This window comes from Variovorax sp. 20P10.2.4 (genome assembly GCF_058244205.1).
Map to the genome: position 1 here is coordinate 1 of NZ_JBZAYE010000006.1, position 25,719 is coordinate 25,719.

Annotated in this window: 26 protein-coding genes; 7 read left to right on the top strand and 19 right to left on the bottom strand. The window is 68.5% G+C overall.

Annotated elements, in window-relative coordinates:
• From AC27VN_RS01330 to AC27VN_RS01370, 9 genes are all read right to left on the bottom strand, one after another.
• On the bottom strand, window positions 1-892 hold an 892-nt coding region (locus AC27VN_RS01330; RefSeq protein ID WP_490875332.1), incomplete at its 3' end, for an ABC transporter ATP-binding protein.
• A complete protein-coding gene (locus AC27VN_RS01335; RefSeq protein WP_490875333.1) occupies window positions 892-1,713 on the bottom strand; it encodes an ABC transporter ATP-binding protein in 822 nt (273 codons plus the stop codon). The genes AC27VN_RS01330 and AC27VN_RS01335, both read right to left, overlap by 1 nt.
• 71 nt (window positions 1,714-1,784) lie before the next feature.
• The gene (locus AC27VN_RS01340; protein ID WP_208512422.1) at window positions 1,785-3,047 is read right to left on the bottom strand and encodes an ABC transporter substrate-binding protein; all 1,263 of its coding nucleotides are present in this window, start codon (window positions 3,045-3,047) and stop codon (window positions 1,785-1,787) included.
• A gap of 13 nt (window positions 3,048-3,060) precedes the next feature.
• A complete protein-coding gene (locus AC27VN_RS01345; RefSeq protein WP_490875334.1) occupies window positions 3,061-4,173 on the bottom strand; it encodes a branched-chain amino acid ABC transporter permease in 1,113 nt (370 codons plus the stop codon).
• A 106-nt stretch (window positions 4,174-4,279) separates the two neighbouring features.
• Window positions 4,280-5,230, bottom strand: a complete 951-nt coding sequence (locus tag AC27VN_RS01350; protein WP_490875335.1) for a branched-chain amino acid ABC transporter permease — start codon at window positions 5,228-5,230, stop codon at window positions 4,280-4,282.
• Entirely contained in the window at window positions 5,227-6,522 is a 1,296-nt protein-coding gene (locus tag AC27VN_RS01355; RefSeq protein WP_296785574.1) for a metal-dependent hydrolase family protein, read from the bottom strand. Before AC27VN_RS01355 ends, AC27VN_RS01350 begins: the two co-directional genes overlap by 4 nt.
• A gap of 28 nt (window positions 6,523-6,550) precedes the next feature.
• Entirely contained in the window at window positions 6,551-7,858 is a 1,308-nt protein-coding gene (locus AC27VN_RS01360) for a metal-dependent hydrolase family protein (RefSeq protein WP_296785571.1), read from the bottom strand.
• A gap of 2 nt (window positions 7,859-7,860) precedes the next feature.
• Entirely contained in the window at window positions 7,861-8,658 is a 798-nt protein-coding gene (locus tag AC27VN_RS01365) for an alpha/beta fold hydrolase (protein ID WP_490875336.1), read from the bottom strand.
• Entirely contained in the window at window positions 8,655-9,530 is an 876-nt protein-coding gene (locus AC27VN_RS01370) for a fumarylacetoacetate hydrolase family protein (protein WP_490875337.1), read from the bottom strand. The genes AC27VN_RS01365 and AC27VN_RS01370 overlap by 4 nt, the downstream gene beginning before the upstream one ends.
• Window positions 9,531-9,709: 179 nt before the next feature.
• Between AC27VN_RS01370 and AC27VN_RS01375 the strand changes: the two genes are divergently transcribed.
• From AC27VN_RS01375 to AC27VN_RS01385, 3 genes are all read left to right on the top strand, one after another.
• Window positions 9,710-11,251, top strand: coding sequence for an alpha/beta hydrolase fold domain-containing protein (locus tag AC27VN_RS01375; RefSeq protein WP_490875338.1), 1,542 nt, complete (start codon window positions 9,710-9,712; stop codon window positions 11,249-11,251).
• Between the two features lie 144 nt (window positions 11,252-11,395).
• The gene (locus AC27VN_RS01380) at window positions 11,396-12,418 is read left to right on the top strand and encodes an alpha/beta hydrolase (protein WP_490875339.1); all 1,023 of its coding nucleotides are present in this window, start codon (window positions 11,396-11,398) and stop codon (window positions 12,416-12,418) included.
• A 31-nt stretch (window positions 12,419-12,449) separates the two neighbouring features.
• A complete protein-coding gene (locus tag AC27VN_RS01385) occupies window positions 12,450-12,836 on the top strand; it encodes a response regulator (RefSeq protein WP_093352478.1) in 387 nt (128 codons plus the stop codon).
• 9 nt (window positions 12,837-12,845) lie between these two features.
• Here the strand turns inward: AC27VN_RS01385 and AC27VN_RS01390 are convergent, their stop codons facing one another.
• From AC27VN_RS01390 to AC27VN_RS01400, 3 genes are read right to left on the bottom strand one after another with little or no spacing between them, the layout of a single operon-like run.
• Window positions 12,846-14,336, bottom strand: coding sequence for a DUF1254 domain-containing protein (locus AC27VN_RS01390; protein WP_490875340.1), 1,491 nt, complete (start codon window positions 14,334-14,336; stop codon window positions 12,846-12,848).
• A 32-nt stretch (window positions 14,337-14,368) separates the two neighbouring features.
• Entirely contained in the window at window positions 14,369-15,472 is a 1,104-nt protein-coding gene (locus AC27VN_RS01395) for an NAD(P)-dependent alcohol dehydrogenase (protein WP_490875341.1), read from the bottom strand.
• 59 nt (window positions 15,473-15,531) lie between these two features.
• Window positions 15,532-17,019, bottom strand: coding sequence for an aldehyde dehydrogenase family protein (locus AC27VN_RS01400; RefSeq protein ID WP_490875342.1), 1,488 nt, complete (start codon window positions 17,017-17,019; stop codon window positions 15,532-15,534).
• A gap of 268 nt (window positions 17,020-17,287) precedes the next feature.
• On the opposite strand from AC27VN_RS01400, the gene AC27VN_RS01405 reads away from it, so the two are divergent.
• Both AC27VN_RS01405 and AC27VN_RS01410 read left to right on the top strand, forming a co-directional pair.
• Window positions 17,288-18,238: an AraC family transcriptional regulator gene (locus AC27VN_RS01405; RefSeq protein WP_490875343.1), complete on the top strand. Its 951-nt coding sequence runs from the start codon at window positions 17,288-17,290 to the stop codon at window positions 18,236-18,238.
• 31 nt (window positions 18,239-18,269) lie between these two features.
• Window positions 18,270-18,761 carry a GNAT family N-acetyltransferase gene (locus AC27VN_RS01410; RefSeq protein ID WP_490875344.1) on the top strand — a complete coding sequence of 164 codons (492 nt, stop codon included), beginning with the start codon at window positions 18,270-18,272 and terminating at the stop codon, window positions 18,759-18,761.
• 27 nt (window positions 18,762-18,788) lie between these two features.
• On the opposite strand, the gene AC27VN_RS01415 is transcribed toward AC27VN_RS01410, so the two are convergent.
• Together AC27VN_RS01415 and AC27VN_RS01420 are read right to left on the bottom strand one after the other, a co-directional pair.
• Entirely contained in the window at window positions 18,789-19,394 is a 606-nt protein-coding gene (locus AC27VN_RS01415; RefSeq protein WP_490875345.1) for a patatin-like phospholipase domain-containing protein, read from the bottom strand.
• 640 nt (window positions 19,395-20,034) lie between these two features.
• A complete protein-coding gene (locus AC27VN_RS01420; protein WP_490875346.1) occupies window positions 20,035-20,961 on the bottom strand; it encodes a LysR family transcriptional regulator in 927 nt (308 codons plus the stop codon).
• Between the two features lie 119 nt (window positions 20,962-21,080).
• Here AC27VN_RS01420 and AC27VN_RS01425 point away from each other — a divergent pair, with 119 nt between their 5' ends.
• Together AC27VN_RS01425 and AC27VN_RS01430 are read left to right on the top strand one after the other, a co-directional pair.
• Window positions 21,081-22,028, top strand: a complete 948-nt coding sequence (locus AC27VN_RS01425) for an alpha/beta fold hydrolase (protein WP_490875347.1) — start codon at window positions 21,081-21,083, stop codon at window positions 22,026-22,028.
• Window positions 22,029-22,067: 39 nt separating this feature from the next.
• Window positions 22,068-22,859, top strand: coding sequence for an SDR family NAD(P)-dependent oxidoreductase (locus AC27VN_RS01430; RefSeq protein ID WP_093352452.1), 792 nt, complete (start codon window positions 22,068-22,070; stop codon window positions 22,857-22,859).
• Window positions 22,860-23,143: 284 nt separating this feature from the next.
• Here AC27VN_RS01430 and AC27VN_RS01435 read toward each other — a convergent pair whose 3' ends face one another.
• The 5 genes from AC27VN_RS01435 to AC27VN_RS01455 all read right to left on the bottom strand — a co-directional run bounded on the left by AC27VN_RS01435 (window position 23,144) and on the right by AC27VN_RS01455 (window position 25,689).
• Window positions 23,144-23,428 carry a hypothetical protein gene (locus tag AC27VN_RS01435; protein ID WP_490875348.1) on the bottom strand — a complete coding sequence of 95 codons (285 nt, stop codon included), beginning with the start codon at window positions 23,426-23,428 and terminating at the stop codon, window positions 23,144-23,146.
• 83 nt (window positions 23,429-23,511) lie between these two features.
• Window positions 23,512-23,892, bottom strand: coding sequence for a hypothetical protein (locus AC27VN_RS01440; RefSeq protein WP_490875349.1), 381 nt, complete (start codon window positions 23,890-23,892; stop codon window positions 23,512-23,514).
• Window positions 23,893-23,961: 69 nt separating this feature from the next.
• The gene (locus tag AC27VN_RS01445; protein WP_490875350.1) at window positions 23,962-24,360 is read right to left on the bottom strand and encodes a hypothetical protein; all 399 of its coding nucleotides are present in this window, start codon (window positions 24,358-24,360) and stop codon (window positions 23,962-23,964) included.
• A 76-nt stretch (window positions 24,361-24,436) separates the two neighbouring features.
• On the bottom strand, window positions 24,437-24,793 hold the full coding sequence (locus tag AC27VN_RS01450; protein ID WP_490875351.1) for a hypothetical protein: 357 nt from the start codon (window positions 24,791-24,793) through the stop codon (window positions 24,437-24,439).
• Between the two features lie 242 nt (window positions 24,794-25,035).
• Window positions 25,036-25,689, bottom strand: a complete 654-nt coding sequence (locus AC27VN_RS01455; RefSeq protein WP_208508035.1) for a hydrolase — start codon at window positions 25,687-25,689, stop codon at window positions 25,036-25,038.
• Window positions 25,690-25,719 lie beyond the last annotated feature (30 nt).

A 25,719-nucleotide genomic window follows, 5' to 3' on the forward strand; every position in this document is an offset into this window, starting at 1 on the left:
AGCCGCGCACGCTGGCCGGCGCGAGGTCGTCGAGCGAGGGCGCTCCGTCGCCATGGGCGCGGCGCACGGTGTAGACGCGCGGCGCGTTGTCGCGGCCGTCGTCCTCGCCCAGGCGAGGCGCCGGCTGCTCCGCCTCGGCCTCGTCGCCATGGCCGCCCGAACGCACGCCCAGCAGCTTCTCCTGCAGCTCGCGGTCGGCCGCGAGTTCGGCCGCCGGCATCTCGCGCGCGATGCGGCCGTTGACCATCAGGCCGATGCGGTCGGCCACCGAGATCGCCACGCCGAGGTTCTGCTCGATCAGCAGCACCGCGATGCTGCCCTCGGCCGCGAGGTCGCGCAGCGCCTGCGCCACCTGGTCGACGATGACCGGCGCCAGGCCCTCGGTCGGCTCGTCCATCACCAGCAGCTTCGGGTTCAGCAGCAGCGCGCGGCCGATCGCGAGCATCTGCTGCTCGCCGCCCGAGAGCTGGGCGCCGCCATTGCCGCGCCGCTCGGCCAGCCGCGGGAACATCGCATAGACGCGGTCGACCTCGCGCCGGCGGCTCGCCACCAGGCGCAGCGTCTCGTCGACCGAGAGCGAGGGCCACACGCGCCGGCCCTGCGGCACGTAGGCGATGCCGCGGCGCGTGATCTCGTTGGGCGCCAGGCCCAGGATCTCCTCGCCGCCGAAGCGCACGCTGCCGCGCGCCGGCACCAGGCCGGTGAGCGCGTTGCACAGCGTGGTCTTGCCCATGCCGTTGCGCCCGACGATGCCGAGCACGCCTCGCTCCAGCGACAGGCTCACGCCCTGCAGCGCATGGGCGCGGCCGTAGTAGACGTCGAGGCCCTCGACCACCAGCGCGGTGGACCGGCCGGCCGCCGTGTCGCGATCGCCGCCGCCGAACCAGGCCATCAGTGCTTGCTCCCCATGTAGATCGCCTGCACCTGCGCATCGCCCTCGATCTCGGCCGGGCTGCCGGTGCGCAGCACGCGGCCGTTGTGCATCACCGTCACGCGGTCGACCACGCGCAGCGCGATGTCCAGGTCGTGCTCGATCAGCACAAAGCTCATGTGCGCGGGCAGCGAGGTCAACAGCGCCACCAGCTCGCGCCGCTCGGCCGGCGAGAGGCCGGCCGCGGGCTCGTCGAACAGGATCAGCCGCGGCGCGCCGGCCAGCGCCATGCCGATCTCGAGCTGGCGCTGCTGGCCGTGCGCGAGGTTGGCGACCTTCTCGTCGGCGATATGCGCGAGGCGCGCGCGCTCGAGCAGGTCCTCGGTCGCGCGCGTGCTGGCATGGCCGGCGCCGGCCCGGCGGAAACTGAAGCGGCCGCTGGCCACGCCGCGCACCGCGAGGAACAGGTTGTCGCGCACCGAGAGGTCGCGAAACAGCAGCGAGGACTGGTAGGTGCGCCGCAGGCCCTTGCGGATGCGGTCCTGCGGCGGCAGGTCGGTGATGTCCTCGCCGAAGAAATGGATGCGTCCCGCGGTCGGCGGGAAGTCGCCCGTGATGGCGTTGAACAGCGTGGTCTTGCCGGCGCCGTTCGATCCGAGGATGGCGTACTTCTGGCCCGCCGTGACCGCGAGCGAGACGCCGTCGACCGCGCGCAGCGCACCGAAGGCGCGCGTCACGCCGTCCAGGCGCAATGCGTCGCCCGACAGGAGCTGCGTGCTCCCGCCGCGGGCGGGTTGGGGCGCGCGCGAAGCGGGCGGTCGCAGCGTGGTGATCGTGGCCATCCTGGATGTCTCGAAGTGGGGTGGGCGCGCGGGGCGGACCCCGCGCGTTCGTTCGACGGTGGTCGCCGGCCTCAGGTCCGGCAGTCCGGCACGTCGCGCGTGCCCATCCCCATCTTCTTGAACTCGGCCTCCGACAGCCCCAGCGTCTGCGAGATGTTCGGCACCGACTTCACGACCTTGTTGTAGAACGAGCCGTCGGGCGCCTTGCTCACCTCGGTGATGTAGGTCGTGCCCACGCCGTTGCGGTTGGCATCGATCTTCACGTCGCCGGCCGGGCCCTTGAAGTTGGTCTTCTGCAGCGCTTCGCGGTAGGCCTTCTGGTTGTTCGACAGGTCGCCCTTGACCGCGTCGAGCGCATCGAGCGTGGCCTTGGTGTTGATGTAATAGAGGTAGGCGAACAGCGACGGGCTCGGGAAGCCGTCCTTGAAGCTGGCCTTGTAGTCGGCCACGAACTTCTTCCACTCGGGCGTGTCGATCGAGTCGGCCATCGGGCCGGCCGAGGCCGTGCCCAGCAGCGATTCGCGGCGCTTGCCCTTGAAGTTCAGCACCGTCTGGTCGACCGTGATCGAGCCGCCGATCATCGGCTTGTCGCCGCCGGCCTGCTCGTACTGGGTCAGGAAGTTCACCGCGTCGGAGCCGCCGAGCACCACCACCAGCGCATCGACGTTCTTCGGGATCTTGGCGATCACCGAGGCGTAGTCCTTGGTGCCCAGCGGCACCCAGGCCTTGTCGACCACCTTGCCGCCCTTGGCGCAGTAGCTGGCCATGAAGCCCTGCACCTGCGAGTAGGGAAAGCCGTAGTCCTCGGCGATCAGGAAGGTGCGCTTGTAGCCCTTGGACAGCGCATGCTCGCCCAGGCCCACCATCCACTGCGCGCCCTCGGTGTTGAAACGGTAGAAGTTGGGCGCCGGGTCCTGCAGCGTCGCGGCCTGCGCGCCGGCCGAGCCGTTGATGAAGGTGACGTTGGGCTGCGTCTTCGCGTAGTTCTTGACCGCGATGCCCTCGTCGCCCGACAGCGGGCCGATCATGATCTGCACCTTGTCCTGCTCGACCGCCTTGCGCGTCGAGTTCACGGCCTTGTCGGGCGTGGCGTCCGACGAGACCTTCACGAACTCGATCTTCTTGCCGCCGGCCATGCCCTTCTTCTCCTTCAGCGCGAGGTCGGCGCCGCGCATGCCGTCCTGGCCCGGCGCCGCGAACGGTCCCTCGAGCGAGGCCAGCAGGCCGATCTTGAGGGTTTCCTGCGCCTGCGCGAGGCCGGCGGCCCCGGCCATCGCAAACAATGCCGCGGCGGCGACGATGCTGCGTCCGAACACGTTCTCGACTCTCTTCATGTCTCGCTCCTTCTTATCGCTGGTGAATGCGGCCTGAGCCACGGGTGGGGAAAGGTGCGCCCAGGCGCGTGCGCAAGCGATGCCACAGGCCCAGCAGTCCGTCGGGGGAAAAGAGGACGATCGCGAGGAAGACCCCGCCGATCACGAGATTGAAGCGTTCGCGGTCGACCAGGTCGATGGCGAAGTTCTGCAGCAGCACGAAGACGATCGCGCCGATGAAGGCACCGATGGGGTGCTTCATGCCGCCGAGCACGGCGATGATGAGGATGTTGATCATCGCGCCGATGCCGAGCGTGCCGGGCGAGATGCGGCCGTTGTACCAGACCAGCAGCACGCCCCCGACCGCGGCCAGGAAGCCCGAGACCGCATAGGCCGCGACCCGGTGCGCCGTGACGTCGAAGCCCAGCGCCTGCATGCGGCGCGGGTTGTCGCGGATGCCCTGCAGCGCCACGCCGAAGGGCGCGCGGATCAGGTGCTTGATGAAGAAGTAGCCCGCCACCGAACAGCCCAGCGTGAGCAGGTAGAAGGGCACGGGCTCGCGCAGGTCGAGCCCGAACACGGTGGGCGCGGCCAGCTTGCTGAAGCCCTGGAAGCCGTTGAACAGCGTGTAGTTCTGCTGCGCGAGGTAGAAGAAGGCCACGCCCACGGCCAGCGTGATCATGATGGTGTAGATGCCCTCGGTGCGCACCGAGAGCCAGCCCACCGCGGCCGAGAACAGCGTGGCCAGCGCCAGCGCCGCCAGCACTGCGAGCCACCAGGGCCAGCTCAGGCTGATCGCGGTGTTGCTGCTGCTGCCGACGATCGCGACCACGTAGGCCGCGAAGCCCGCCACCGTCATCTGCGCGAGCGAGACCATGCCGCCATAGCCGCCGAGGAAGGTCAGCGACAGCGCGATCAGGCCGAGCGCGAGCGACTGGGCGCCGATCTGGAAGGTGAAGAAGGGCGAGGCGACGAAGGGATACACCAGCACCAGCAGCGCGACCAGCACATGGCGCCAGCGCACCGGGCGCAGCAGCCTGCCGAGCCAGCGCGGCAGCTCGCCGTGGGCCGGCGGCGGTTCGGCGGGTTGCGATGGCGATGCGACCGCGCGCGGCAACGCGGTGACGCGCGCCTCCTGCGCGGGCATCGACCCTCCCGACTTCATGGCGCGTCGCCACTGCGCCGCGCTCACAGGAGCACCTCCGTGCTTCGCACTGCGGTGCGAGCTTGCTTGGGGCGGCCCGGCGCGGCGCTCATGCCGCCTTCCCCATCAGCCCGCGCGGCTTGAATGCCAGCGCGACCACCATGATCACGAAGGTGAAGACCACGCTGTAGGTCGGCGCATAGGCGAGCCCGAACTGCTCGGCCAGCCCGATCAGCAGCGCGCCGATGGCGGCACCGACCACGCTGCCCATGCCGCCGACGATCACCACCACCAGCGAGGCCAGCAGGTAGCGCGTGTCCTCGCCCGGCGAGATCGACAGGGCAGTGCCGCCGACCACGCCGGCCAGGCCCGCGAGGCCGGCGCCGATGGCGAAGGTCAGCGCGAACACCAGCTGCACGTTGACGCCCGAGGCGGCCAGCATGCCGCGGTCGTCGACGCCGGCGCGGATCATCATGCCGATGCGCGTGCGCGCCAGCAGCAGCCACAGGCCCACGCCGATCAGCACCGAGGCCAGCAGCACCACCAGCCGGTAGGTCGGGAACTTCTCGACCAGCGGCAGCGTGGTCGAGCCGTAGATCCACGAGGGCGGATCGAAGGTGTAGATCTCGGCGCCCCAGATCCACAGCATCAGGTCGGCGAACACGATCGACAGGCCGATGGTCACCAGCGTCTGGCGCAGGTCCTGGCCCTGCATGTGGCGGAACACCAGCAGCTGCATCAGCAGGCCCAGCACCGCGGCCGCGAGGAAGCCCGCCATCACCGCGAGCACCCAGGAGCCGGTGTGCTCGCCGACGAACCAGCCCACGTAGGCGCCGAACAGGTAGAGCGAGCCGTGCGCGAGGTTCACGTTGCGCATCAGCCCGAACACCAGCGTGAAGCCGCTGGCCACGAGGAAGTAGAGCGAGGCCAGCGTGAGGCCGTTGAGCAGGGTCTTGAAGAACAGCGAGGCGTTGTCGGCCACGGCCCAGACCGCGAACACCGCGATCGGCACGCCGAGCACCAGCCACAGGGTCCAGCGCGTGAGGGCGGCGCGCGTCATGCGGCGCGCTCCCAGCCCCGGTCCCAGCCGCGCTCGGACGCGATGGCCGGTGCCTTGGCGAACTCGCCGTCCTTCATCACGGCCAGGATGCGCTTCGCATCGCGCAGGATCGAGAGGTTGGCCAGCGGGTCGCCGTCGACCAGCATCAGGTCGGCGAGGTAGCCCTCCTTGACGAGGCCGAGATCGTCGGGCCGCATCATGATCTGGCCGCCGTAGAGCGTGGTCGAGCGGATCGCCTCCATCGGCGTGAAGCCCAGGTACTTGACGAAGAACTCGAGGTCGCGCGCGTTCTGCGTGTGCGGCGTGAAGGCGAAGCCGTAGTCGCCGCCGGGCAGCACGCGGATGCCGCGCTTGTGCATCTTGGCGAGCGAGACGCAGGCCGCGTCCCATTCGATCTGGTAGCCCATGTCGGCCGCCATCTGGTAGGTGACGCCGTAGGGCTCGGCCTCGTGCAGCATGGCGTAGAGGATGGCGATGCCGGGCGCGACGAAGACGCGGTCCTTCGCGGCCTCGAGCATGTCGAGCGCCTCCTCGTCGACGAAGCTCGCGTGGTAGATCAGGTCGATGCCGTGGCGCAGCGCCTGCTTCACGCTCTCCGACGAGCGCGCATGCGCCACGCCGCGCTTGCCGCGGATCTTGACCTCGCGCATCGCCGCGGCCACTTCCTCGTCGAGCATCCAGGTGGTTTCCGAGGGCGACTGCGGCGTGAAGTTGTCGCCCGAGAGGTTGAGTTTGATCGAGTCGACGCCGTACTTGAGGAACAGGCGCACCGCCTTGCGCATCTCGTCGGCGCCCGAGATGTTCACGCCGAAGCTGAACTCGGGAAAGGGCAGGTGCGGCAGTGTCTCGTCGCCCAGGCCGCCGAGCACCGTGATCTCCTGGCTCGCCGCGAGGTAGCGCGGGCCCGGTATCTGGCCCGAATTGATCGCGTTGCGGATCACCACGTCGAGCCGCGGCTTGGCGCAGGCCGCGCCCACGCAGGAGGTGAAGCCGGCCTCGAGGTAGCGCTTCGCGACCTTGGCGCACCACAGCACGTGTTCCTCGAGCGGCATGGTCTGGATCGCCGCGAGCGTGGCGGCGTCGTTCCACGAGAAGTGCGTGTGGGCCTCGCACATGCCGGGCATCAGGGTGGCGCCCGCGCCGTCGATCACGGTGGCGCCGCCGGGCGCGATCGGCGCGGTGCTGCGGCCTACCTGCCGGATGCGGTTGCCGCGCACCAGCACGCTGCCGCTGTAGGGGTTCTGCCCCGTGCCGTCGAGGATGCGCACGTTGGTGAAGACGACGTCGGCCATGCGGTGCTCCGGTCGGGATGCGGAAGGCCTAGGCGGCCCAGCGGGTGGGAGGGGCGACGCGCAGGCCCTGCGCCTGGCGCAGCGGCGGGGCGCGATGGAACTCGCCGTCCTTCATGACGGCCAGGATGCGCGACTTGTCCTGCAGCACCGTGATGTCGGCCAGCGGATCGCCGTCGACGAGCAGGATGTCGGCCAGGTAGCCCTCGCGGATGTAGCCCAGCACCTTGCCCATGCGCATCATCGGACCGCCCCAGGCAGTGGCCGACAGCAGCGCCTCCATGGGGCTCATGCCCACGTACTTCACGAAGTACTCGAGGTCCTTGGCATTGGTGCCGTGCGGCGTCCAGGCGAAGCCGTAGTCGCCGCCGGGCAGGATGCGGATGCCGCGCTTGCGCATCGCGCGCATGCTCTCCACCGCGGCGTCGAGCTCGCGGTGGTAGCCCATCTTCGTGGTGACTTCCTTCGTCAGGCCCCACTGGCTCGCGTGGTGGCAGGTGTTGATCAGCCACGCGAGGCCGGGCGCGATGAAGTGCTCCATCTTGTGCGCCTCGAGCAGGTCGAGCGCCTCGCTGTCGGTGAAGCTCGCGTGGTAGATCACCTCGATGCCGTGCTTCACGCACTGCTTGATCGACCAGGTCGAGCGCGCATGCGCGGCCACGCGCTTGCCCCAGGCCTTGGCCTCCTCCACGCAGACGCGGATCTCCTCCTCGGTGAACTGGCTCATCTCGCTGGGCATACCGGTGATCGACTCGCCCGAGAGATTGATCTTGAGCGAATCGACGCCGTACTTGGCGAACATGCGCACGCAGCGGCGCATCTCCTCGGCGCCGCTGACCACCGCGCCGAAGGCGAACTCGGGCTGCGGCAGGTGCGGCTGCGTGGTGTCGCCGAGCCCGCCGGGCACGGTGATCTCCTGGCTCGCGGCCAGGTAGCGCGGGCCGACGATGGTGCCGTCGTTGATGGCGTTGCGGATCACCACGTCGAGCCGCGGCTTGGCGGTGGCAGCGCCCACGCAACTGGTCCAGCCCATGTCGAGGTAGCGCTTCGCGACCTCGGCGCACCACAGGATGTGCTCCTCGGGCGGCATGCGCTGGATCGCGTCGAGGCTGGGCTGGTCGTTCCACGAGAAATGCGTGTGGGCCTCGACCATGCCGGGCATCAGGAAGGCGCCCGCGCCGTCGATGACCTGGGCGCCATGCACGGGCGCGGAGCGCGCACCGTGCGAGGTCTTGACGACGCGCGCGATGCGGTTGCCCTGCACCAGCACGTCGCCAGTGAAGGGGGCCTCGCCGCCGCCGTCGAAGATGCGGACGTTGGTGAACAGCACGTCGGCCACGGTCAGCTCCTCGCCTGCGCCGCCAGGAATTCGCGCAACTCGCGCTGGCACTCGTCGGGGCGCTCGACGGGTGTCCAATGGCCGCACTTCGGCAGCACCACCACGCGCTTGCTGGCGGCGCGGTGCAGCCGGTCGGCCATGGCGCGCACGGCCTGCGGCGGCGCCACGCCGTCCTCGTCGCCGGTCACCAGCAGCACCGCGGCCTCGATGTTCTCCACCGCCGCGGGCTGCGCGCCCGCCAGGGCCTCGCAGCTGCGCGCATAGGCTTCGCCTTCTTGGCGCATCAGGCTCTCGCGCACGAAGGCCACCGCCACCGGCAAGCGCTGGCGCGTGTCGGCCGAGATCGCGCCCTGCAGCAGCGCCTGCGTGATCTCGTGCATGCCCGCCGCGCCGCCGCGCGCCTTGTCGGCGCGGGCCTTCATCGCGGTGCGCGCCGCGTCGGGCGGCGCGATCAGCGGGCCGAACAGCGCGAGGCTCGCCACGCACCTGGGATGCGCCGCGGCGATGTGCTGGCAGACGATGGTGCCCATCGAATGGCCGACCCAGTGCGCGCGCTGGATGCCCAGGCGTTCGCAGACCGACAGCACGGTCTCGACGTAGCGCTCGATCGTGAGCGGTCCTTCGGCGCGCTGCGAGCGGCCGCTGCCGGGCAGGTCGATGCGCACCACGCGATGGCGCGCCAGCGCGGGCATCAGCGGCGTGTAGGTGTTCGAGCTGCCGCCCAGGCCGTGCACGCAGACGACCACCGGGCCTTCGCCCTCGTCCTCCACCGCGATGCGGTCGATGAGCTGGAAGCTCATGCCAGCGCCTCGAAGCGGTTCTCGATGACGCCGATGCCGTCGATCTCGATGCGCACCGTGTCGCCCCGGCCCAGCCATTGCGGCGGGTTCAGGCCCATGCCCACGCCCGAGGGCGTGCCGGTGGCGATCACGTCGCCCGGATGCAGCGTGATGCCGCGCGAGCAGGTCTCGATCAGCGTCGGGATGTCGAAGATCATGTCGCGCGTCAGGCCGTCCTGGCGCAGTGCGCCGTTGACCCAGCCGCGCACGCGCGTGGCGCGGCCGTCCATCTCGTCGGCCGTCACGATCCACGGGCCCATCGGGCAGAAGGTGTCGAAGCTCTTGCCGAGGTCCCACTGCTGGTGGCGCATCTGCACGTCGCGCGCCGTCACGTCGTTGACGATGGTGTAGCCGAACACGTGCTCCATCGCCTGCGAGCGCGGGATGTCGCGCCCGCCGCGGCCGATGATCACCGCGAGTTCGGATTCGTAGTCGATCTGCACCGACACCGAGGAGCGCGGCAGCCGCACCGGATCGTGCGGACCGATCACGCATTCGCCGAGCTTGCCGAACACGATCGGCCACGGATCGCTCTCGGGCATGCTGCTGCTGAACACCGAGCCCGCGAGTTCGGCCGCATGCGCGCGGTAGTTGCGCCCGACGCAGAACAGGCCGCGCAGCGGGCGCGGCAGCGGTGCGCGCAGGGTGATCACCTCGACCGGCAGCCGCGTGCCCGAGGGCTGCGGCAGCGGCTCGTTGCGTGCCAGCGCCTCGATCAGCGGCAGCACGCCGCGCGAGGCGTCGCCCACCGCCAATGGCGTGGCTTCCCGGCCGTCGGCCGAGATCGTGCCCGCATGGTTGCGGCCACCCCAACTCCAGCTTGCGAAGCGCATCGACTTTGTCTCCATATGGCCCCGAGGTCGTCGCGCTGTGCGCCGATCGCCTCGGTGGCTCCGGAAGTCATCTAGGGATTTTTGAGACTTGCGTCTCAAATCTGGGTGCGCGGATCATACGAGCCGTGTCACCATCTCCACAAGACGACTTCCGCATTTCCGAACCCCGTACAAACCCGATGGCAAGACTCAAGCACACACCGAGCGAGGCGCCGCGCGCGCCGGAACGCGGCGTTCGCGCCGCCACCTTCCGCGAGCTGCTGCAGGCCGCGATGGACATCATTCGATTGAAGGGCCACATCCCCTCGGTGGCCGAAGCGGCGGCGCGATCGAACGTGTCGCGCGCCACCGCCTACCGCTACTTTCCGAGCCGCAGCGCGCTGGTCACCGCGGTGGTCGACAGCTCGCTGGGCCCGGTGCGCCAGATGGCCTCGGACAACCCGAACGGCCGCGAGCGGCTGCACGAGCTGTTCTGCCAGACCTTTCCGCGCTTCAAGGAATTCGAGGCACCGATGCGCGCCGCGGCGCAGCTCTCGCTCGAGCAGTGGGGCCTCGAGCGCGCGGGCCTGCTGGCCGAGGAACCGTACCGGCGCGGTCATCGCGTGCGCATCCTCGAGCACGCGCTCGAGCCGATGTCGCCGCTCTTGAGCCCGCGCATGCGCGACCGGCTGCACCATGCCCTCTCGATCGTCTACGGCATCGAACCCTACGTGGTGCTCAAGGACATCTGGGGCCTCGAGGACCGCGAGGTCGAACGCACCGCGCTGTGGATGGCCGATGCACTGGTCGATGCGGCGCTGCGCGATTCGGCGGCGAAGCGCGCGGCGGCCGAAGCCGCGGCGGCGTCGACACCGCCGCCGGCGCCCGAATGGTTCGATGCGCAATACAACAACCGCGCGCGCATTCCCGAACACCCGTCGATCCTGAAGTTCTGGGCCGATGCATCGGCGCAGGCGCTGCAGCGGCCCGAATGGATTCGCGACCTGGCCTACGGCGACGACGAGAGTGAGCGGCTGGACATCCTGCCGGCCGCATCGGGTGCGGGGAAGGCGCCCGTCTTCGTCTACATCCACGGCGGCTACTGGCGCGCGCTCGACAAGCGCGACCACGCCTTCCTCGCGCCGCCGCTGGCCGATGCCGGCGCCACCTTCGTGCAGCTCAACTACGCGTTGTGCCCGGCGGTCGACATCGAGCACATCGCGCGGCAGATGACACAGGCGCTGGCCTGGGTGCATCGCAACATCGCGGCGCATGGCGGCGATCCCGCGCGCATCGTCGTCGCGGGCCATTCGGCCGGCGGCCACCTCGCCACCATGCTGCTGGCCTGCGACTGGCAGCGCGTTGCGCCCGACCTGCCGCGCGATCTCGTCAAGGCGGCGCTGCCGATCTCGGGCGTCTACGAGCTCGAGCCCTTGCGGCACGCGCCTTTCCTCGCGGCCGACATCGGGCTGACCGAGGCCTCGGCGTTGCGGCTGAGTCCGGCCGCGATGCCCGCGCCGAAGCAGGGCACCTTGGTGACCGTGGTTGGTGGCGACGAGAGCGAGGAGTTCCACCGCCAGGCCGAACTGATCGCCAGCGCCTGGGGACGCCGCGTGGTGGTGGGCGCCGAGCGGCCCGCGAACCGCAACCACATGAGCGTGCTGGCCGATCTCGCGGACCCGGCATCGGGCACGCACCGGCAGGCGCTGGGCCTGCTCGGGCTCGCCGATCCGGCGCGCTGAGCCCCGGTCCTCGCGCGGGCCGCGCCACGGCGGGGGTCTGGAAGCCCCACGACGTGGCGCGCCCACGTCCGACAAACCACCGGGGGGCCTCGCGTCGTACAAGTTGCTCAACCTGCTTCAACTTCATTCCCAGGAGAGCAATCGATGAGCGACAAGAAGCCGAATCCCGTGATCAATGCGGTGTCCAACGTCGTGGCGGCCCTGCGCGCCGATGACGACCAGATCGCGGTGGCCAAGGCACACGAATCCCTCGAGCCCGAGGCGATCGAGAAACTCACGCCCGAGGAGGCACGCCGGCAGCCGACCGTGGCCGATGCCGTGAAGAAGGTGCTCGAGCAGCAGAACCGCTCGGCCGTGCCCGAGACCCTGGTGCCCGGCGTCACCACGCGCGAGCTGTCGGTCGATGGCGCCACCGGCTCGCTGGACGCCACGCTTTACACGCCCGCGGGGCAGGGGCCCTTTCCCGTCGTCCTGTACTTCCATGGCGGCGGCTGGGTGATCGCGAACCGGCAGGTGTACGACGGCGGCGCGCGCGGCCTGGCCGCGGCCGCGCAGGCCATGGTGCTGTCGATCGACTACCGGCTCGCGCCCGAGCACAAGTTTCCGGCCGCATGGGACGACGCGCTCGCGGCCTACCGCTGGCTGATCGAGCACGCGGCCTCGTTCGGCGGCGATGCCACCCGCCTCGCGCTCGCGGGCGAATCGGCCGGCGGCAATCTCGCGGTGGCCACGGCGATCGCCGCGCGCGACGCCGGCTTGCGCGCGCCGCGCCACGTGCTGTCGGTCTACCCCGTCACGCAGACCAGCCGCAACACCGAGTCCTACCTCGAGAACGCGATCGCCAAGCCGCTCAACCGCGCGATGATGGACTGGTTCTTCACCCACGTGACGCGCAGCGAGCAGGACCTCGACGACCCGCGGCTGTCGCTGGTCGACGCGCAGCTCGCCGGTTTGGCGCCGGTCACCATCGTCAATGCGCGGCTCGATCCGCTGCGCAGCGATGGCACGCGGCTCGAGAGTGCGCTGATCGACGCGGGCGTGGAGGTCGCGCGCAAGGAATTCGAGGGCGTGGCGCACGAGTTCTTCGGCGCCGCGGCGGTGCTCGAGAAGGCCAGGGACGCGCAGGCCTTCGCGGGCGAGCGGCTGCGGCGGTCGTTCGCGCCCTGAGGGCCCAGGTCCACACGATGGCGAAAACACCATGAGCCTGACCGGTTACCTCGTCGAGGACAACCCCCTGATTCGCGACAGCCTGATCGCGACGCTGGAGGAGCTCGCGCCCGTGCACATGGTCGGCAGCGCGGAGACCCAGGCCGAGGCCGTGGCCTGGCTGCACGATGCCGATGGCCAATGGGACGTGGCCGTGGTCGATCTCTTCCTGCGCCACGGCACCGGCTTCGGCGTGCTCATGGGCTGCAGGGATCGCCTGCCGCGCCAGCGCATGGTGATCTTCTCGAACTTCGCGACCAAAGACATGCGCGAGCGCGCGCTGCTGCTGGGCGCCGATGCGGTGTTCGACAAGTCGACGGAGATCGAGGGCCTGCTGCGTTTTCTCGAGGAGACCGAGCGCGCGGTCGATCGGTCCTGAAGCGATGCGCTACAGCGCCTCGATGTCGGGCAGCACCCAGGTGCGGTCGAAGTAGGCCGAGAGTGGGCCGAAGAGACGGAAATAGACGTACCAGGAATGTCCGGGCGTGGTGGGGATCCAGTTCTTCTCGAGGCCCGGCGCAGGCGTCGGACCCAGCACGATGTCGACAGATCCGTCGGCGTTCTTCGCCAGGTCCTGGCGCGAGGAGCGGTCGACGATCTGCTGCGCGTTCTGGATCAGGCCGCGGGTCTGCGTGTCGTACAGCGTGACCGACCAGAACAACCTTGCGGGCACGTCCGCCGGCACGCGCAGGCGGTAGCTGCGCGCGCCGTCGAACGGGGCCGCCTTCGCGTCGAAGTAGGCGGCGAGATAGGCCGCGCCGACGCCGGGCGTCCGCGTCAGCACGGCCGCCGAGGTGCCGGTGACTTCGTAGAAGAAGGCCGTGCGCTCCTCGAACAGCGTGCCGCCGGGCACGTCCTGCGCGTTGTCGAAGCCGGGCGCGATCAAGTATTCCCAGTGGGTGTCGGGCCGATAGCGCATGCCGGGGATGCGCTTGCGGAAGGCGATGGCCTTGGCCGTGGCCTCGCCCACGATCGCGGCCTTCTCCAAGACGGCCTGTTGCCGGGCATCGGGCGCGAAGGGGCGATCGGCGCCGATGCCGAGCGGCGCGAGCAGGGCGGCGAAGAAGCGGTCGCGATCCTCCACGGGCTCTCCCCGCAGCGCATTCGCCAGCCGTTGCCAGTAGGCGAGGCCCCGTGGATGCGCCATGCTCGTGAGTTCGCCCTCGGGCTTGAAGCGCAGCAGGCGAGTCTTTGCCGTAGCAGGCTGCTGGCCGGGCGGATGGACGCGCAGGGCCGAGAAGACCGTTTCCACCTGCGCCAGGTCGGCATCGAGTCCGCGGCAGAACAGCAGGACCTTGAAGGTGCGCGATCGCAGCAGCTGCGCGCCGGCCGGCAGCTCGCCCGGCGCCTGCTGCCCCGGACCGAGCAGCACGAACACGGCGCCTTGGCCCGCATCGGGCCCGGTCATGCCGACATCGCACAGGGGACGGTCCCACCAGTCGATCAGCGAGCCCGCGGTCGCACCCGGCGGATAGTGCAGCACCAGCGGTTGCCGCGAAAGATCGAAGAAGGCGAAGACATAGGGCGTGGTGACGTTCGAGCCGAGCATCGCGCTGACGTCGCGGTAGCCCGACACCCGCACGAAGTCGCCGCTGCGGGCGCCCGCGTTGTCGACCAGCATCTGCCGCGCGCTTTCCATGCCGACGATCGGGATGGCCCAGAGATAGCTCATCACGGCGCTCTGGTGGTCGAGCGCCTGGTAGAGGCTGTCCACGGTGCGCGCCGTGGGCATGCCGAGCTCGAACTCGAGCGCGCCGGCCTGCGTGTCGATCGCGGGGCGCGTGCCCGCGCCCTGGCCGGTGCCCGCGGCCGTGGGTTTCGAACTCAGCAGCGCCAGGGTCGTGGCCAGCTTGAAGGCGCCTCGTCGATTCAATGCCATGAACATCGGTCCTCGAAAGCTTGCAGCCTGCGTCAGTCGGGGAAACGCAGCACGGCCTTGATGGTCCGGCCCTGCTCGCCGTCTTCCACGGCCTGGTTGATCTGGTCGAAGGCATAGAACCGGATCAGCTTGTCGAAGGGGAAGCGCCCCTGCCGATACAGCTCGACCAGCTTCGGGATGAACAGGTCCGGCACCGAGTCGCCTTCGCAGATGCCGCGGATCTTGCGGCCCAGCAGCAGGCCCCAGGTGTCGAGGCCGATCTCGCTGCCGAAGGCGGGTGCGCCGATCATGCCGCACTCGCCCATGATCTGGATCGAGTCGACGGCCTGGCGCAGGGCCGTGAGGTTGCCCGAGGTCTCGAGCGAGAACTGCGTGCCGCCGCCGCCGGTGATCTCCTGGATGCGCCGCACCGGATCGGTGGTTCGCGGGTTGACCACATGGGTGGCACCGAGCTCGAGCGCGAACTGCAGGCGCGCCTCGTTCGGGTCGACGCAGATGCGGATCGCGCAGCCGGTCACGTTGGCCGCGAGCAGCGCCGAGAGGCCGACCGATCCCGCGCCGTAGATGGCGATCGAATCGCCGGCCTGCGGGCGCAGCGAGTTGATGACCGCGCCCGCGCCGGTCTGCACGCCGCAGCCCAGCGGCCCCATGATCTCGAGCGGCACGTCGGACGGGATCTTCACCACGCTGCGTTCGGTGCCCAGCGCATAGGTCGCGAACGAGGACTGGTTGAAGAAGGCCCCGTGCACGACGTCGCCGCCCTGGCGCATGGTGGGCGTTCCGTCCATGCGCGCGAAGCCGAAATTGGCCTTGAAGAAGTGCCGGCAGTACATGGGCTTGCCGGTCTGGCAGGTGTCGCAGTGGCCGCAGAAGTTGCAGCTCATCACGACGTGGTCGCCGGGTTTCAGCTTGCTCACGCGGCTGCCGACCTGCTCGACGATGCCCGCGCCCTCGTGGCCGTACACCGCGGGGAAGGGCGCCGGCACCACCTGGTCCCGCGGCAGGGTGTCGGTGTGGCAGACGCCGCAGCTCTTCATGCGGATGAGCACCTCGTCGTCGCGCGGCGCCTCCAGTTCGATGTCTTCGAGGGTGAACTTGCCACCCTTCTCGCGCATGACGGCGGCTGTGATCTGCATGGGATGACCTCTTTGGATGTAGGGGGTGGGGGGAGGGCGAAGCGCTGCGTGCCGCGGGCTCAGGCCCTGGGGGCGAACCACGGGGCCGCCACCTGGGTCTGGATCGTCACGGCCTTGAGGTGCGTGTACATGTTGAGCGTCTCGTGGCAGTACTCGCTGCCGATCCCGCTCTCCTTGAAGCCGCCGAAGGGCGAGCCGCTCGCGAGGTTGAAGTAGTGGTTGATCCACACCGAGCCGGCCTGCAGCCGGTCGGCCGTGTCCCAGGCGTTGCGCAGGTTGCTGGTGTAGAGGCCGGCGGCCAGGCCGTAGCGCACGCCGTTGGCCTCCTCGATCATCCGGTCCTGGTCCTTCCAGCGGATCACGCTGAGCACCGGGCCGAAGATCTCTTCTTGCGCGATGCGCATGCGGTTGTCGGCCTCGAACACCGTCGGCGCGATGAAGTGGCCGTGGGCTTGCCCCTCGATGGCAACGCGCTGGCCGCCGGTCATCAGCCGCGCGCCCTCGGCCTTGCCGATGTCGATGTAGTTCATCACGCGCCGGCCCTGCTCGGGCGACACGAGGTTCGAGAGCACGGTGTCGGGCGCGAGCGCCGCGCCGACCCGCACGCGCTCCATGCCGGCGACGAGGCGGTCCATCACGGCGTCGTAGACCGCGTCGTGCACGAACAGCCGGGTGCCCGCGAGGCAGGACTGGCCGTTGCAGTACAGGGTCGCGAACATCGCGTTGTCGACCACCGCGTCGATGTCCTCGATGTCGGGAAAGATGATGTTCGGGCTCTTGCCGCCCAGTTCCAGCGACACCGGAACCAGCCGGTCGGCGCCGGCGCGCGAGATGATCCGCCCGACCTCGCTGCTGCCCGTGAAGGCCAGCTTCGCCACGCCGGGGTGCGCGGTCAGCGCGGCCCCGGCCTCCTCGCCGAAGCCGGGCACGATGTTGATGACGCCGGGTGGAAAGATCTTCGCGATGTGCCGGCACAGCTCCAGCGTGCTGAGCGAGGCGTTCTCGTCGGGCTTCAGCACCACCGTGTTGCCCGCCGCGATCGCGGGCGCGATCTTGAAGGCCGCCATGATCGCGGGCACGTTCCACGGAATGATCTGGCCGCACACGCCATAGGGCTCGCGCCTGGCGACCAGGTAGCCGCCGGGGATCGGGCGGCCGAATCCCTCGTGCGTGAGGGCCGCGGCCGCGAAGTAGCGGTACTGCGAGATCGCGAACTGGTGATCGAGGCCGGTCTCGAACAGGCGCCGGCCGATGTCGATCGAATCGATGCGCGCGAGGCGCTGCTGGTCGGCTTCCACGGCCGCCGCCAGCTTCAGCAGCAGGGCCGAGCGCTCCTCGGGCGCGGTGGCGCGCCAGGCCGGGAAGGCCCTGGCGGCGGCCCGCACGGCCGCATCGACCTCGGCCGCGCCGCAGCGCGCGATGCGCGCGACCTGCTCGCCGGTGCCCGAATGCCGCGCCTCGAAGGTCGGACCGTCGACCGGCTGGAACGCGTTGTCGATGAAGGCACCGTAGGTTTCGGAAAGACCGAGGTCGTGGATCGAGCTCATCAAGGGACTCCTGTGCATGGATGGATGGGGGCGCGACCGGCCTGTGGGGCACGGTCGGCTCGGCTGGCGCCAGTCTTCAGGAAGACGCGCCGCGCCGCGATCCGGAATGCGAAGCGCTATCCGCGATGCGCAGGACGAGGGCTCCGGGCGTTCCCGCATCGCGTCGCTCAGCGAGGGAACGCGAGGGAACGCGAGGGAACGCACCCCTAGAATGCGGGCCCGGCGGCAGCACGCAGAAGCTGTCGCGCCGTCTGTGGAAGGGGCGACCATGCACTATCGGACCCATGATCTCGACGAAGCCATCCACGCCGTGGGCGCCGTGTACTGCCCGCACGAGCTCCACCTGGATCGCCGGGCCAAGGCCCTGGACACCCGGCTGAGCGCGACCGAGGCGAGGCCGCTGGCGCTGGTCCAGCTCGCCTACGGCGCGCGCGTGGAGGTCGACGCGGGCGAGTTCCCCGGCCTGTTCCTGTTCATGCGCTGCACCGCCGGCGAAGGCACCGTGTCGCAGGGCAACCGCAGCGCCACCTGGCGCGCCGGCACGACGATCCCCGTATCGGCCGGCCGGCCGACCCGCTTCGATTTCGGCGCCAGCTTCGAGCAGATCACCTTCCGGCCCGACACGGCGACGCTGGAGGCGTGCTGCGCCAGCCTCGTCGGCCGTCCGCTCGACGACGGGCTGAAGTTCGACCCCGTGCCGTTCACGCCGGCGCTCGAGCGTTCATGGTCCGGCGTGTGGGACCTGGTCGACACCTTGCCCGCGGCGCTGCCGGCCCCGGCGTACCGTTCGCTCGAGCAGTTCGTTCTCATGTCCCTGCTGCACGGGCATCCGCACAACTACACCGGCTGGATGCGCGGAGAGCGGCCGGCATCGCGGCCCGCGCGCCTCGCGGGCCTGGCCGAGGCGCTCATTCACGACCGCATCGCGGACCTGTCGCTGACGGTGTCCGACATCGCCTCGTCGCTGGGCGTGGGCGTGCGTGCCTTGCAGCTGGCGTTCCAGGCGCACCGGGGGATGACGCCGACCGCCTACCTGCGGCAGATCCGCCTCGCGCAGGTGCGCGAGCGATTGCTGGACGGCGCGGACGACGACACGGTGACGGACATCGCGTTCGCCCACGGCTTCTTTCATCTGAGCCGCCTCGCGCAGCAGTACAAGGCGCAATTCGGCGAGGCGCCATCGGACACCCTGCGCGCGCGCCATCGCCGGACGGCATGATGGGCGCATGCCTCGTTCCAACCCCTCATCCATGCCAGAACCCGTTTTCCGCCAGGCCCTTCCTACCGATGCCGAACGCTGCTACGCGATAGAGATCGGCGCCTACGAGGGCGACGAAGCCGCCACCCTGGCCAGGATCCGCACGCGCATCGACCAGTACCCGCAGGGCTTCCTCGTCATGGAGCTCGAGGGGCAGCTCATCGGCTTCATCAACAGTGGGTGCGCGCACGAGGTCGTGATGTCGGACGAGGCGTTCAAGGAGCTGGTCGGCCACGACGCCGCGGCGCCCAACGTCGTGATCATGTCCGTGGTCATCGATCCCCTGTTCCAGGGGCGCGGGTACGCCAGCGTGATGATGAAGATCTTCATCGACCGGATGCGGCAGGCGGGCAAGCAAACGATCCACCTGATGTGCAAGGAGCGCCACGTGGCGCTCTATGCACGGCAGGGGTACGGCTATGTGAGGCCTTCGCCGTCCGACCATGGCGGGATGTCCTGGCACGAGATGCTGATGGTGCTCTAGCGAGCACCATCAGCGCGCCGCGGGCTCTCAGCCTTCGTTGGTCGGAGGCAGGAAGCAGAAGGCCATCGGCGTGTCCTTCTGGTAGTCCAGCGCCACGCCGTAGCAGTCCTCGGTGTTCCACTGCTGGGCGCCCCAGTCGAAGAAGGCGCCATCGACGTTCCCGTCAATGGACCCCAGCTGTCCCGGCATGGCGCCGCTGGACGTCGCGGCCACCGCGATGGGGGTGTCGCCGTTGCCGTCGAGGCCGTCCAGCCGGTCCCGGTCGCTGCCGAGCATGTTCGTGAACATCATCGGCTTCCACGGCGTGGGCATCATCTTGTTGTCGCGGTCGGGCTCGACCTGGCCGACGTTGAACGAGACGAGCAGGACGTCCTTGCGCGCGTCGGCGATCTTCGTGTCGAAGTGGATGGCTTTCTGGCTGCCCAGCACCTTGTCGATCGAGTAGGCGGGCGTCCGCGGGTCGGGGTTCATGGCGTTGTAGAAGTTCAGTTCATCGCCGGCGAACATTCTCGTTTTGTCCAGCAGCGCCTTGTTGGCGTCGTACAGACGCTGGAGGATGGTGGCGGAGAGCAGGCCGCGGATGCCGCCGCCAACGAACGAGAGAATTGTGTAATGACCGGGAAGCGTCGACATTGCGAAAGCTCCTTCAGGTGAGTTGATCCCATGCGGGGGGTTGCAGTGTCGAGTGCCGCTATTGCAATTGCACCTTGCTTTTTTTGCAGTGGATATCTCGATGCAATGGAGAAATTGCCAATCAGGTCTATTGGCTGACAACGGATTTCAGTGGGGAATGGCGGAGGTTGCGAGGTCAATCAGGAGCCTGCGAAGTTCGCCATGGCTCGGGCACCGGAATCGGTGAGACCGGGCTTTTCGGAACTCCACGCCATCGGCCACCCATGGTGATGGAATGCGAGGCGCAATGCGCTTCCTCGCGCGCCGCGCCGGCATGAATTTTTTCGAATTACCGCTAATCGCCAAACCAGAAAATCACCCAAAGCCCGACGGAGCTGTATGCGACGAGCATGACCAGCGTTTCGCGTTGAAGGGCAAGGCGCGCGTGCTGGGCGCGAATGCGAATCGTCATCTCGACCCCCTCTCTCCACAGCCACTCCCCTCGACGGAGATTGCGCGAGGCCTGTCCATTCGTCAAGCCGAAATTAGTTCGCTGCGGGAATGTCGGTATTGCGTGGTGTCAGTAGATACGGTTCGAGGACTTTCCGTGCGACGCAACGGCGAGGCAATTGAACAGGAGGCCTCGCAAGACGTTTGGATCTCAATGGCCCGCCATCGCCGATTCGACTTTTTCCCGCGGCGAACTCTGAAGCGCATCGACCAGAAAGTCGACCATCACCCGCACCTTCGCGCTGAGATGGCGACGGCTGGCGTAGATCGCGAGGATGTCGATCGGCGGCATGCGATAGCCCGGCATGACCTCGACCAGTCGCCCGGCCTGCACGTCGTCGCCAATCACGAAACTCGGTTGCCAGATGATGCCGGCGCCGGCAAGCGCCGCCGCGCGAGCGGTTTCGCCGTTGTTGGCCCGCAAGGCCCAGCGCACGCGAACGGATTCCAGCGACCCGCCGGGGCCGGCGAACTGCCACTCGTCGGAGGTCGCGCCGTAGGTATAGCCCAGGCACAGGTGCCGCGACAGGTCCGCGGGCACCTCGGGCATGCCATGCCTCGCCAGGTAGTCGGGCGAGGCGCACACGAGGTTTTGCGAACGCCCCAGGTTGCGCGCGATGTGATTGCCCGACGTGGTCCGCGAGATGCGGATCGCCAGGTCGTAGCCCTCCTCGACGATGTCGACTACGCGGTCGATGAGCGCGATGTCGAGCTCGACGTCGGGGTACTTCGCCATGAACTTTGGCCACAGCGGTGCCAGCACGAGGCTGCCGAAACTCAGCGGCGCATTGAGGCGCAGCCGCCCGCGCGGCTGGAGCGACGCAGTGGTCGCGAGCGCCTCGGTCTCCGCCACTTCTTCGAGGATCGACTTCGCCCGGTCGAACAGGGCTTCGCCGCCTTCGGTGAGCGACAGGCGGCGCGAGGTGCGGTTGATCAGCCGCGTGCGCAGGTGGGCTTCGAGCTCGTTGACGTAGCGCGTCACGTTGGCCGGGGAGGTGTCGAGCGCGTCGGCCGCCTTGACGAAGCTGCCGCGCGCGACCACGGTCACGAAAACCTCGTACGCACGCAATCGGTCCATGGCCCCAGGCTCCAATCATTCATGAAAGCTGAATGAGTAAACCACTTTTGGGGCCTTTCTGGAAGTGAAGCTGAATCATAAATTCGCTTCACCCCCAAAACAGACCGAAAGGCCCAGACATGAACACCCCCCATCCCGCCCCCACCCGCCGCGCGCTGATCGCCGGTGCCGCCGCATTCGGCGCCGCGCTGAGCTTCGGCCCCGTGGCGCACGCCGCGTCCGCAGTCGACGCGGTACCGGGCTTTCGCGCAGGCAGCGCCGAGGTGAACGGCACCCGCATCAACTACCGCATCGGCGGCACCGGGCCGGCCATCGTGCTGCTGCACGGCTATGCCGAGACCGGCCACATGTGGAATCCGCTGATGCCGCTGCTGGCCAAGACGCACACCGTGGTCGTGCCCGATCTGCGCGGCGCGGGCAACTCGTCGAAGCCCGAGAGCGGCTACGGCAAGAAGAACATGGCCGTCGACATCCACGAGCTCGTCAAGTCGCTCGGCATCCGCAACGTGAGCATCGTGGGCCACGACATCGGCCTGATGGTGGCCTACGCCTATGCCGCGCAGTTCCCGTCGGAGACCGACAAGGTGGTGCTCATGGACGCCTTCCTGCCCGGTATCGGTCAATGGCAGAACGTCTGGCTGCTGCGCGACCTCTGGCATTTCCATTTCCACGGCGCGACGCCGCTGGCGCTGGTGCACGGGCGCGAGCGCATCTACTTCGAGCATTTCTGGAACGACTTCGCGGCCGACCCCAAGCGCTCGGTGCCCGAGGCCGATCGCCGCTTCTATGCCAAGGCCTACGCGCAGCCCGGCGGCATGCGCGCCGGTTTCGAGTACTTCAAGGCCTTCGAGCAGGACGCGGCCGAGTTCGCCGAACTGGGCAAGACGCCGCTGCCCATGCCGATGCTGGTGCTCTCCGGGGAAAAAGCCGGTGGCACTTTCCTGATCGAACAGGGCAAGATGGTCGCGACCAACGTGCAGGGCGTGATCGTCAAGGGGTCCGGTCACTGGCTGATGGAAGAGGCGCCCGACCAGGTCATTCCCGCGCTGGTCAATTTCCTGGGCTGACAGGCAACCCATCTCGTCATCGACACAAGGAGCATCGACATGGATCTTCAACTGAAGGGCAAGCTGGCCCTGGTCAGCGGCAGCACCGCAGGCATCGGCTATGCCATCGCGCACACGCTGGCCCAGGAGGGCGCCAGCGTCATCGTCAACGGCCGGTCGCAGACCGCGGTCGACGAGGCGGTGGAGCGCATCCGCTCGCAGACGCAAGGCACGGTGGTCGGCTACGCCGGCGATCTCAGTCGCGCCGACGCCGCCGAGGAACTCGTGCGCCGCCATCCCGGCATCGGCATCCTCGTCAACAACCTCGGCATCTTCGAGGCCAAGGCCTTCGAGGACATCCCCGACGAGGACTGGCTGCGCTTCTTCGACGTCAACGTGCTGAGCGGCGTGCGCCTCGCGCGCCTGGTGCTGCCGGAGATGAAGCGGGCGAACTGGGGCAGGATCATCTTCATCTCGAGCGAAAGCGCGGTGCAGATACCGACCGAGATGATCCACTACGGCGTGACGAAGACCGCGCAGCTCGCGGTGTCGCGCGGGCTCGCGGAATCGGTCGCCGGCACGAACATCACGGTTAACAGCGTGCTGCCCGGCCCGACGAAATCGCGCGGCGTCGGCGACTTCGTCGAGGGCATGGCGCGCTCGAGCAGCAAGAGCTTCGAGCAGGTCGAGGCGGAGTTCTTCGACCATGTTCGCCCGACCTCGCTGATCAAGCGTTTTGCTTCGCCGCAGGAGGTGGCTTCGCTCGTGGCCTATGTGGCGAGTCCGCTCGCGTCGGCGACCACGGGCGCGGCGCTTCGCGTGGATGGGGGCGTGGTCAAGAGCGCCTTCTGAGTTTGCTGGCGCGGGGCGCTCCTCGAGGCCGTCTTTGGTATCGTGCGGTCGAATCGCAGGGCGGTGTACGCCGCTTGGCGATGGGGGCTCGACACCCGACGACGGGTTCAACGATCGCGAGGAGACGCGCAATGGTGGTGCGGCAGTGGTGAGCGAGCACGCAGCGGCACGGCCGCCGATCCGCATCGGGCGCCTTCGGCGTGCGTCGTGGGTGGCCGCGGTGAATGGGTGCGGGATCGTAGCAACGAACATCGATCGGATGGCGCTGCACGATCGGTGTTGGCCTACCGTGAGAAGCGGAACCCGCGGCCAGGTCTGCAGCTCACCCAGATGACGGCGCTGAGCAGGCCCAGCGATGCGATGGCCAACGCGAAGCCGGCGGGGTTGGTGCCCATCGATCCGAAGCGGGCGCAACGCGGGGGCGAGTAGCTCTTGGCCCTTGGTGCCAGGGCTTCGCAGGCAACGTAGATTCCGGAGGATGTTCTGTAGCCCTTGCCAGGTTGTGCGAACAGCATCTCGGTGGCTATGCCCAGCGCGAACAGAAATGGAAGTGTGACGAGCAGCTGCACGCCGATCCATGTCCGTCGACGTGTCGCTCGCGCTTTTTCGTCTGGTGCGTACACGGAATCCGGGATTCTCAACATGTGAGGAGCTATCGGCGGGGCCTTGCCGCAGCCAATTCGTCGCAGGCGGCGAGCGCCTGATCGGTGCTTCGAATGGATTCGAAGAGTGGCCGCTCCGACGCTCGAAGCCGCGCACTCTCGGCGTCGATGTCTTCGAGCGCCCGATCCAGCAAGGCGCGGCGCTGGGCGGTCGTGGGAGCCAGTTCCTCGAGCCTGTCGATGTAGCGCGCCGACAAGCGCATCCAGCGCATCGCGGCGGCACGCGTTCCGTCTTTGGAGATGTCTTCCACGGTCCGGGAGGCCAGCGCGACACAGTAGGCGAGTTGCTGTTCCGCACCGCGGTTCTCCGTGGCGTGGGCCGATGAGACGAGCACGGCGAGCGAGAACCATAGACCTTGCTTCATATGCATCTGTCGAAGTTGTGCAGGTGGGGCGCGACGAGTGGATCTGCCGTCGATGGCATCGATGTCGCTGCAGCTTCAACGCGGCACTTGGGCGTCGGCTTCCTTGACCGGGCATGCCGAAGCATTGACGGACTTGCCGGGCGCGATGACACCGCCTTCGTACATGCAACGATGCAGCGGGCGATCGGGCCAGCGCGCTTCGTACCACTGCACGCGGCCAGCGACGTAGTAGGCGGTGATGACCTTCTCCATGGTGGACGGCGCATTGCCATCGCCGATCCAGCCGTATTGGCAACCGGTGAACGCATTCGGAACCGGCTGGGGATCGACGATGAAGTCGAAGCCGTGCGTGTGGGTGACTTCGGCGCCCGCGCGCGGTGAAGCCCGGGAACAGAGTTCGGCCGCGCTCGCGACCCCTGCGCACAAGGCGGCGGTCGAAACGATCATCGGGATGAACAGCCTGCACAGGCGCATGGGTCGATTCCTCGCATGGCGGGTCATGCCGGCCTCATGCATCGGCCGGTGCGCAATTCTCGTCCAAGGCCGGGCATCAGACCCGGAACCAGATCTTGAACGTCACGTACAGCGCATACCCCAGCGCGAGAACGAGCCACACCATGTAGAAGACGTTCGACCAATACTCCCCCGCATGCGTCGCCAGCGCATACACCTGCCCCGAGCAGGCCTTGCCGAGGCACGGCACCTCGCCCCGGATCAGCGCGCGCAAGGTGGAGACGAAGAGATAGCACGCGATGGCGCCCGCCACGAGGAAGCCGACCGGTCCGACGAAGCCCTTGGTGAGTTCGTCGTTCTCGTCGCGGTTGCCCTTCTTCAGCAGTTTCTGCCCGAAGCAGTACCAGGCGAATCCCAGCAGGAGCATCAGCGAGTAATAGAGAAAGTCACGCATGGCATCGAAGGGGCGAGGGCGGTCGAAAGCACGGATTCGTCACGAAGCCGTCGCGGCCACGGCGTGGCCTTCGCCGCATTTTCCGACAGCCGGCTCCTCGGTTGTCCCGATGCCGTCCGCGCCATTCGGCCTGGCCGCGGTCCATGCGCGAGCGCCCAGGCCCTTCGGGGATGAAGTGGCTCGAGCCGGCGCTCAGCCTTCGCAACGTCTCGACGGAAGCGCGTCCATCCCCCTTGATTCCGTCAGGCCGCCTTGGCAGGCACCGGCGTATTGAGCAACTGCTGCTCCCAAAGGTACGCGATGCCGCTGCCTCCCGCGTGTTGCGTGATCACCTGGGTCAATGCAGCGGCGCTCTCGGTGCGTGCCCAGTCGCGCTGCCATTCCGAGGCGACGGCGAGCCAGGTGAGCATGTTCGCGCCGGCCGCGATCATTCGCTGGATCGCGACCTGGTGCGACTCGACGGAGACGCCGCCGGACGCGTCGGTGACCACGGTGACGTCCCAGCCTTCGCCGAGCGCCTGGATCGTCGGCATCGCGACGCAGACCTCGGTCCACAGGCCCGCGATGATCAGTTGCTTGCGGCCCGTGGCCTTGACCACATCGACCACCGCCTTGTCCTGCCAGGTGTTGATGAACGTACGGTCGATGACCTCCTGCCCGGGGAAGACCTCGGTGAGCTGGGGAAAGAGGAGGCCGCCGCGCTCGGCGATCACGCTGGTCAGGATGGTGGGGACGCCGAAGGCCTTGGCGGCCTTCGCGAGGCCGACGGTGTTGTTGATGACCATCTGCGGTTCGTGACTGTTCAGGTTCGCGAGCTGGTAGGGCTGGTGGTCGATCAGGACGAGGACCGAGTCTTCGGGACGAAGAAGCGAAGAGAGGCCGTTGCGAGAAGTCATTGCTGGTTCCTGTGTTGCCGCTGTCAGCGG

Bases quoted from the DNA above. Each gene is read 5' to 3' on its own strand.
- AC27VN_RS01440 (WP_490875349.1), bottom strand. From the start codon at position 23,892: ATGCATATGAAGCAAGGTCTATGGTTCTCGCTCGCCGTGCTCGTCTCA.
- AC27VN_RS01380 (WP_490875339.1), top strand. From the start codon at position 11,396: ATGAGCGACAAGAAGCCGAATCCCGTGATCAATGCGGTGTCCAACGTC.
- AC27VN_RS01410 (WP_490875344.1), top strand. From the start codon at position 18,270: ATGCCAGAACCCGTTTTCCGCCAGGCCCTTCCTACCGATGCCGAACGC.
- AC27VN_RS01450 (WP_490875351.1), bottom strand. From the start codon at position 24,793: ATGCGTGACTTTCTCTATTACTCGCTGATGCTCCTGCTGGGATTCGCC.
- AC27VN_RS01455 (WP_208508035.1), bottom strand. From the start codon at position 25,689: ATGACTTCTCGCAACGGCCTCTCTTCGCTTCTTCGTCCCGAAGACTCG.
- AC27VN_RS01420 (WP_490875346.1), bottom strand. From the start codon at position 20,961: ATGGACCGATTGCGTGCGTACGAGGTTTTCGTGACCGTGGTCGCGCGC.
- AC27VN_RS01400 (WP_490875342.1), bottom strand. From the start codon at position 17,019: ATGAGCTCGATCCACGACCTCGGTCTTTCCGAAACCTACGGTGCCTTC.
- AC27VN_RS01350 (WP_490875335.1), bottom strand. From the start codon at position 5,230: ATGACGCGCGCCGCCCTCACGCGCTGGACCCTGTGGCTGGTGCTCGGC.
- AC27VN_RS01370 (WP_490875337.1), bottom strand. From the start codon at position 9,530: ATGCGCTTCGCAAGCTGGAGTTGGGGTGGCCGCAACCATGCGGGCACG.
- AC27VN_RS01415 (WP_490875345.1), bottom strand. From the start codon at position 19,394: ATGTCGACGCTTCCCGGTCATTACACAATTCTCTCGTTCGTTGGCGGC.
- AC27VN_RS01345 (WP_490875334.1), bottom strand. From the start codon at position 4,173: ATGCCCGCGCAGGAGGCGCGCGTCACCGCGTTGCCGCGCGCGGTCGCA.
- AC27VN_RS01365 (WP_490875336.1), bottom strand. From the start codon at position 8,658: ATGAGCTTCCAGCTCATCGACCGCATCGCGGTGGAGGACGAGGGCGAA.
- AC27VN_RS01390 (WP_490875340.1), bottom strand. From the start codon at position 14,336: ATGGCATTGAATCGACGAGGCGCCTTCAAGCTGGCCACGACCCTGGCG.
- AC27VN_RS01445 (WP_490875350.1), bottom strand. From the start codon at position 24,360: ATGCGCCTGTGCAGGCTGTTCATCCCGATGATCGTTTCGACCGCCGCC.
- AC27VN_RS01405 (WP_490875343.1), top strand. From the start codon at position 17,288: ATGCACTATCGGACCCATGATCTCGACGAAGCCATCCACGCCGTGGGC.
- AC27VN_RS01340 (WP_208512422.1), bottom strand. From the start codon at position 3,047: ATGAAGAGAGTCGAGAACGTGTTCGGACGCAGCATCGTCGCCGCCGCG.
- AC27VN_RS01335 (WP_490875333.1), bottom strand. From the start codon at position 1,713: ATGGCCACGATCACCACGCTGCGACCGCCCGCTTCGCGCGCGCCCCAA.
- AC27VN_RS01385 (WP_093352478.1), top strand. From the start codon at position 12,450: ATGAGCCTGACCGGTTACCTCGTCGAGGACAACCCCCTGATTCGCGAC.
- AC27VN_RS01395 (WP_490875341.1), bottom strand. From the start codon at position 15,472: ATGCAGATCACAGCCGCCGTCATGCGCGAGAAGGGTGGCAAGTTCACC.
- AC27VN_RS01430 (WP_093352452.1), top strand. From the start codon at position 22,068: ATGGATCTTCAACTGAAGGGCAAGCTGGCCCTGGTCAGCGGCAGCACC.
- AC27VN_RS01375 (WP_490875338.1), top strand. From the start codon at position 9,710: ATGGCAAGACTCAAGCACACACCGAGCGAGGCGCCGCGCGCGCCGGAA.
- AC27VN_RS01355 (WP_296785574.1), bottom strand. From the start codon at position 6,522: ATGGCCGACGTCGTCTTCACCAACGTGCGCATCCTCGACGGCACGGGG.
- AC27VN_RS01425 (WP_490875347.1), top strand. From the start codon at position 21,081: ATGAACACCCCCCATCCCGCCCCCACCCGCCGCGCGCTGATCGCCGGT.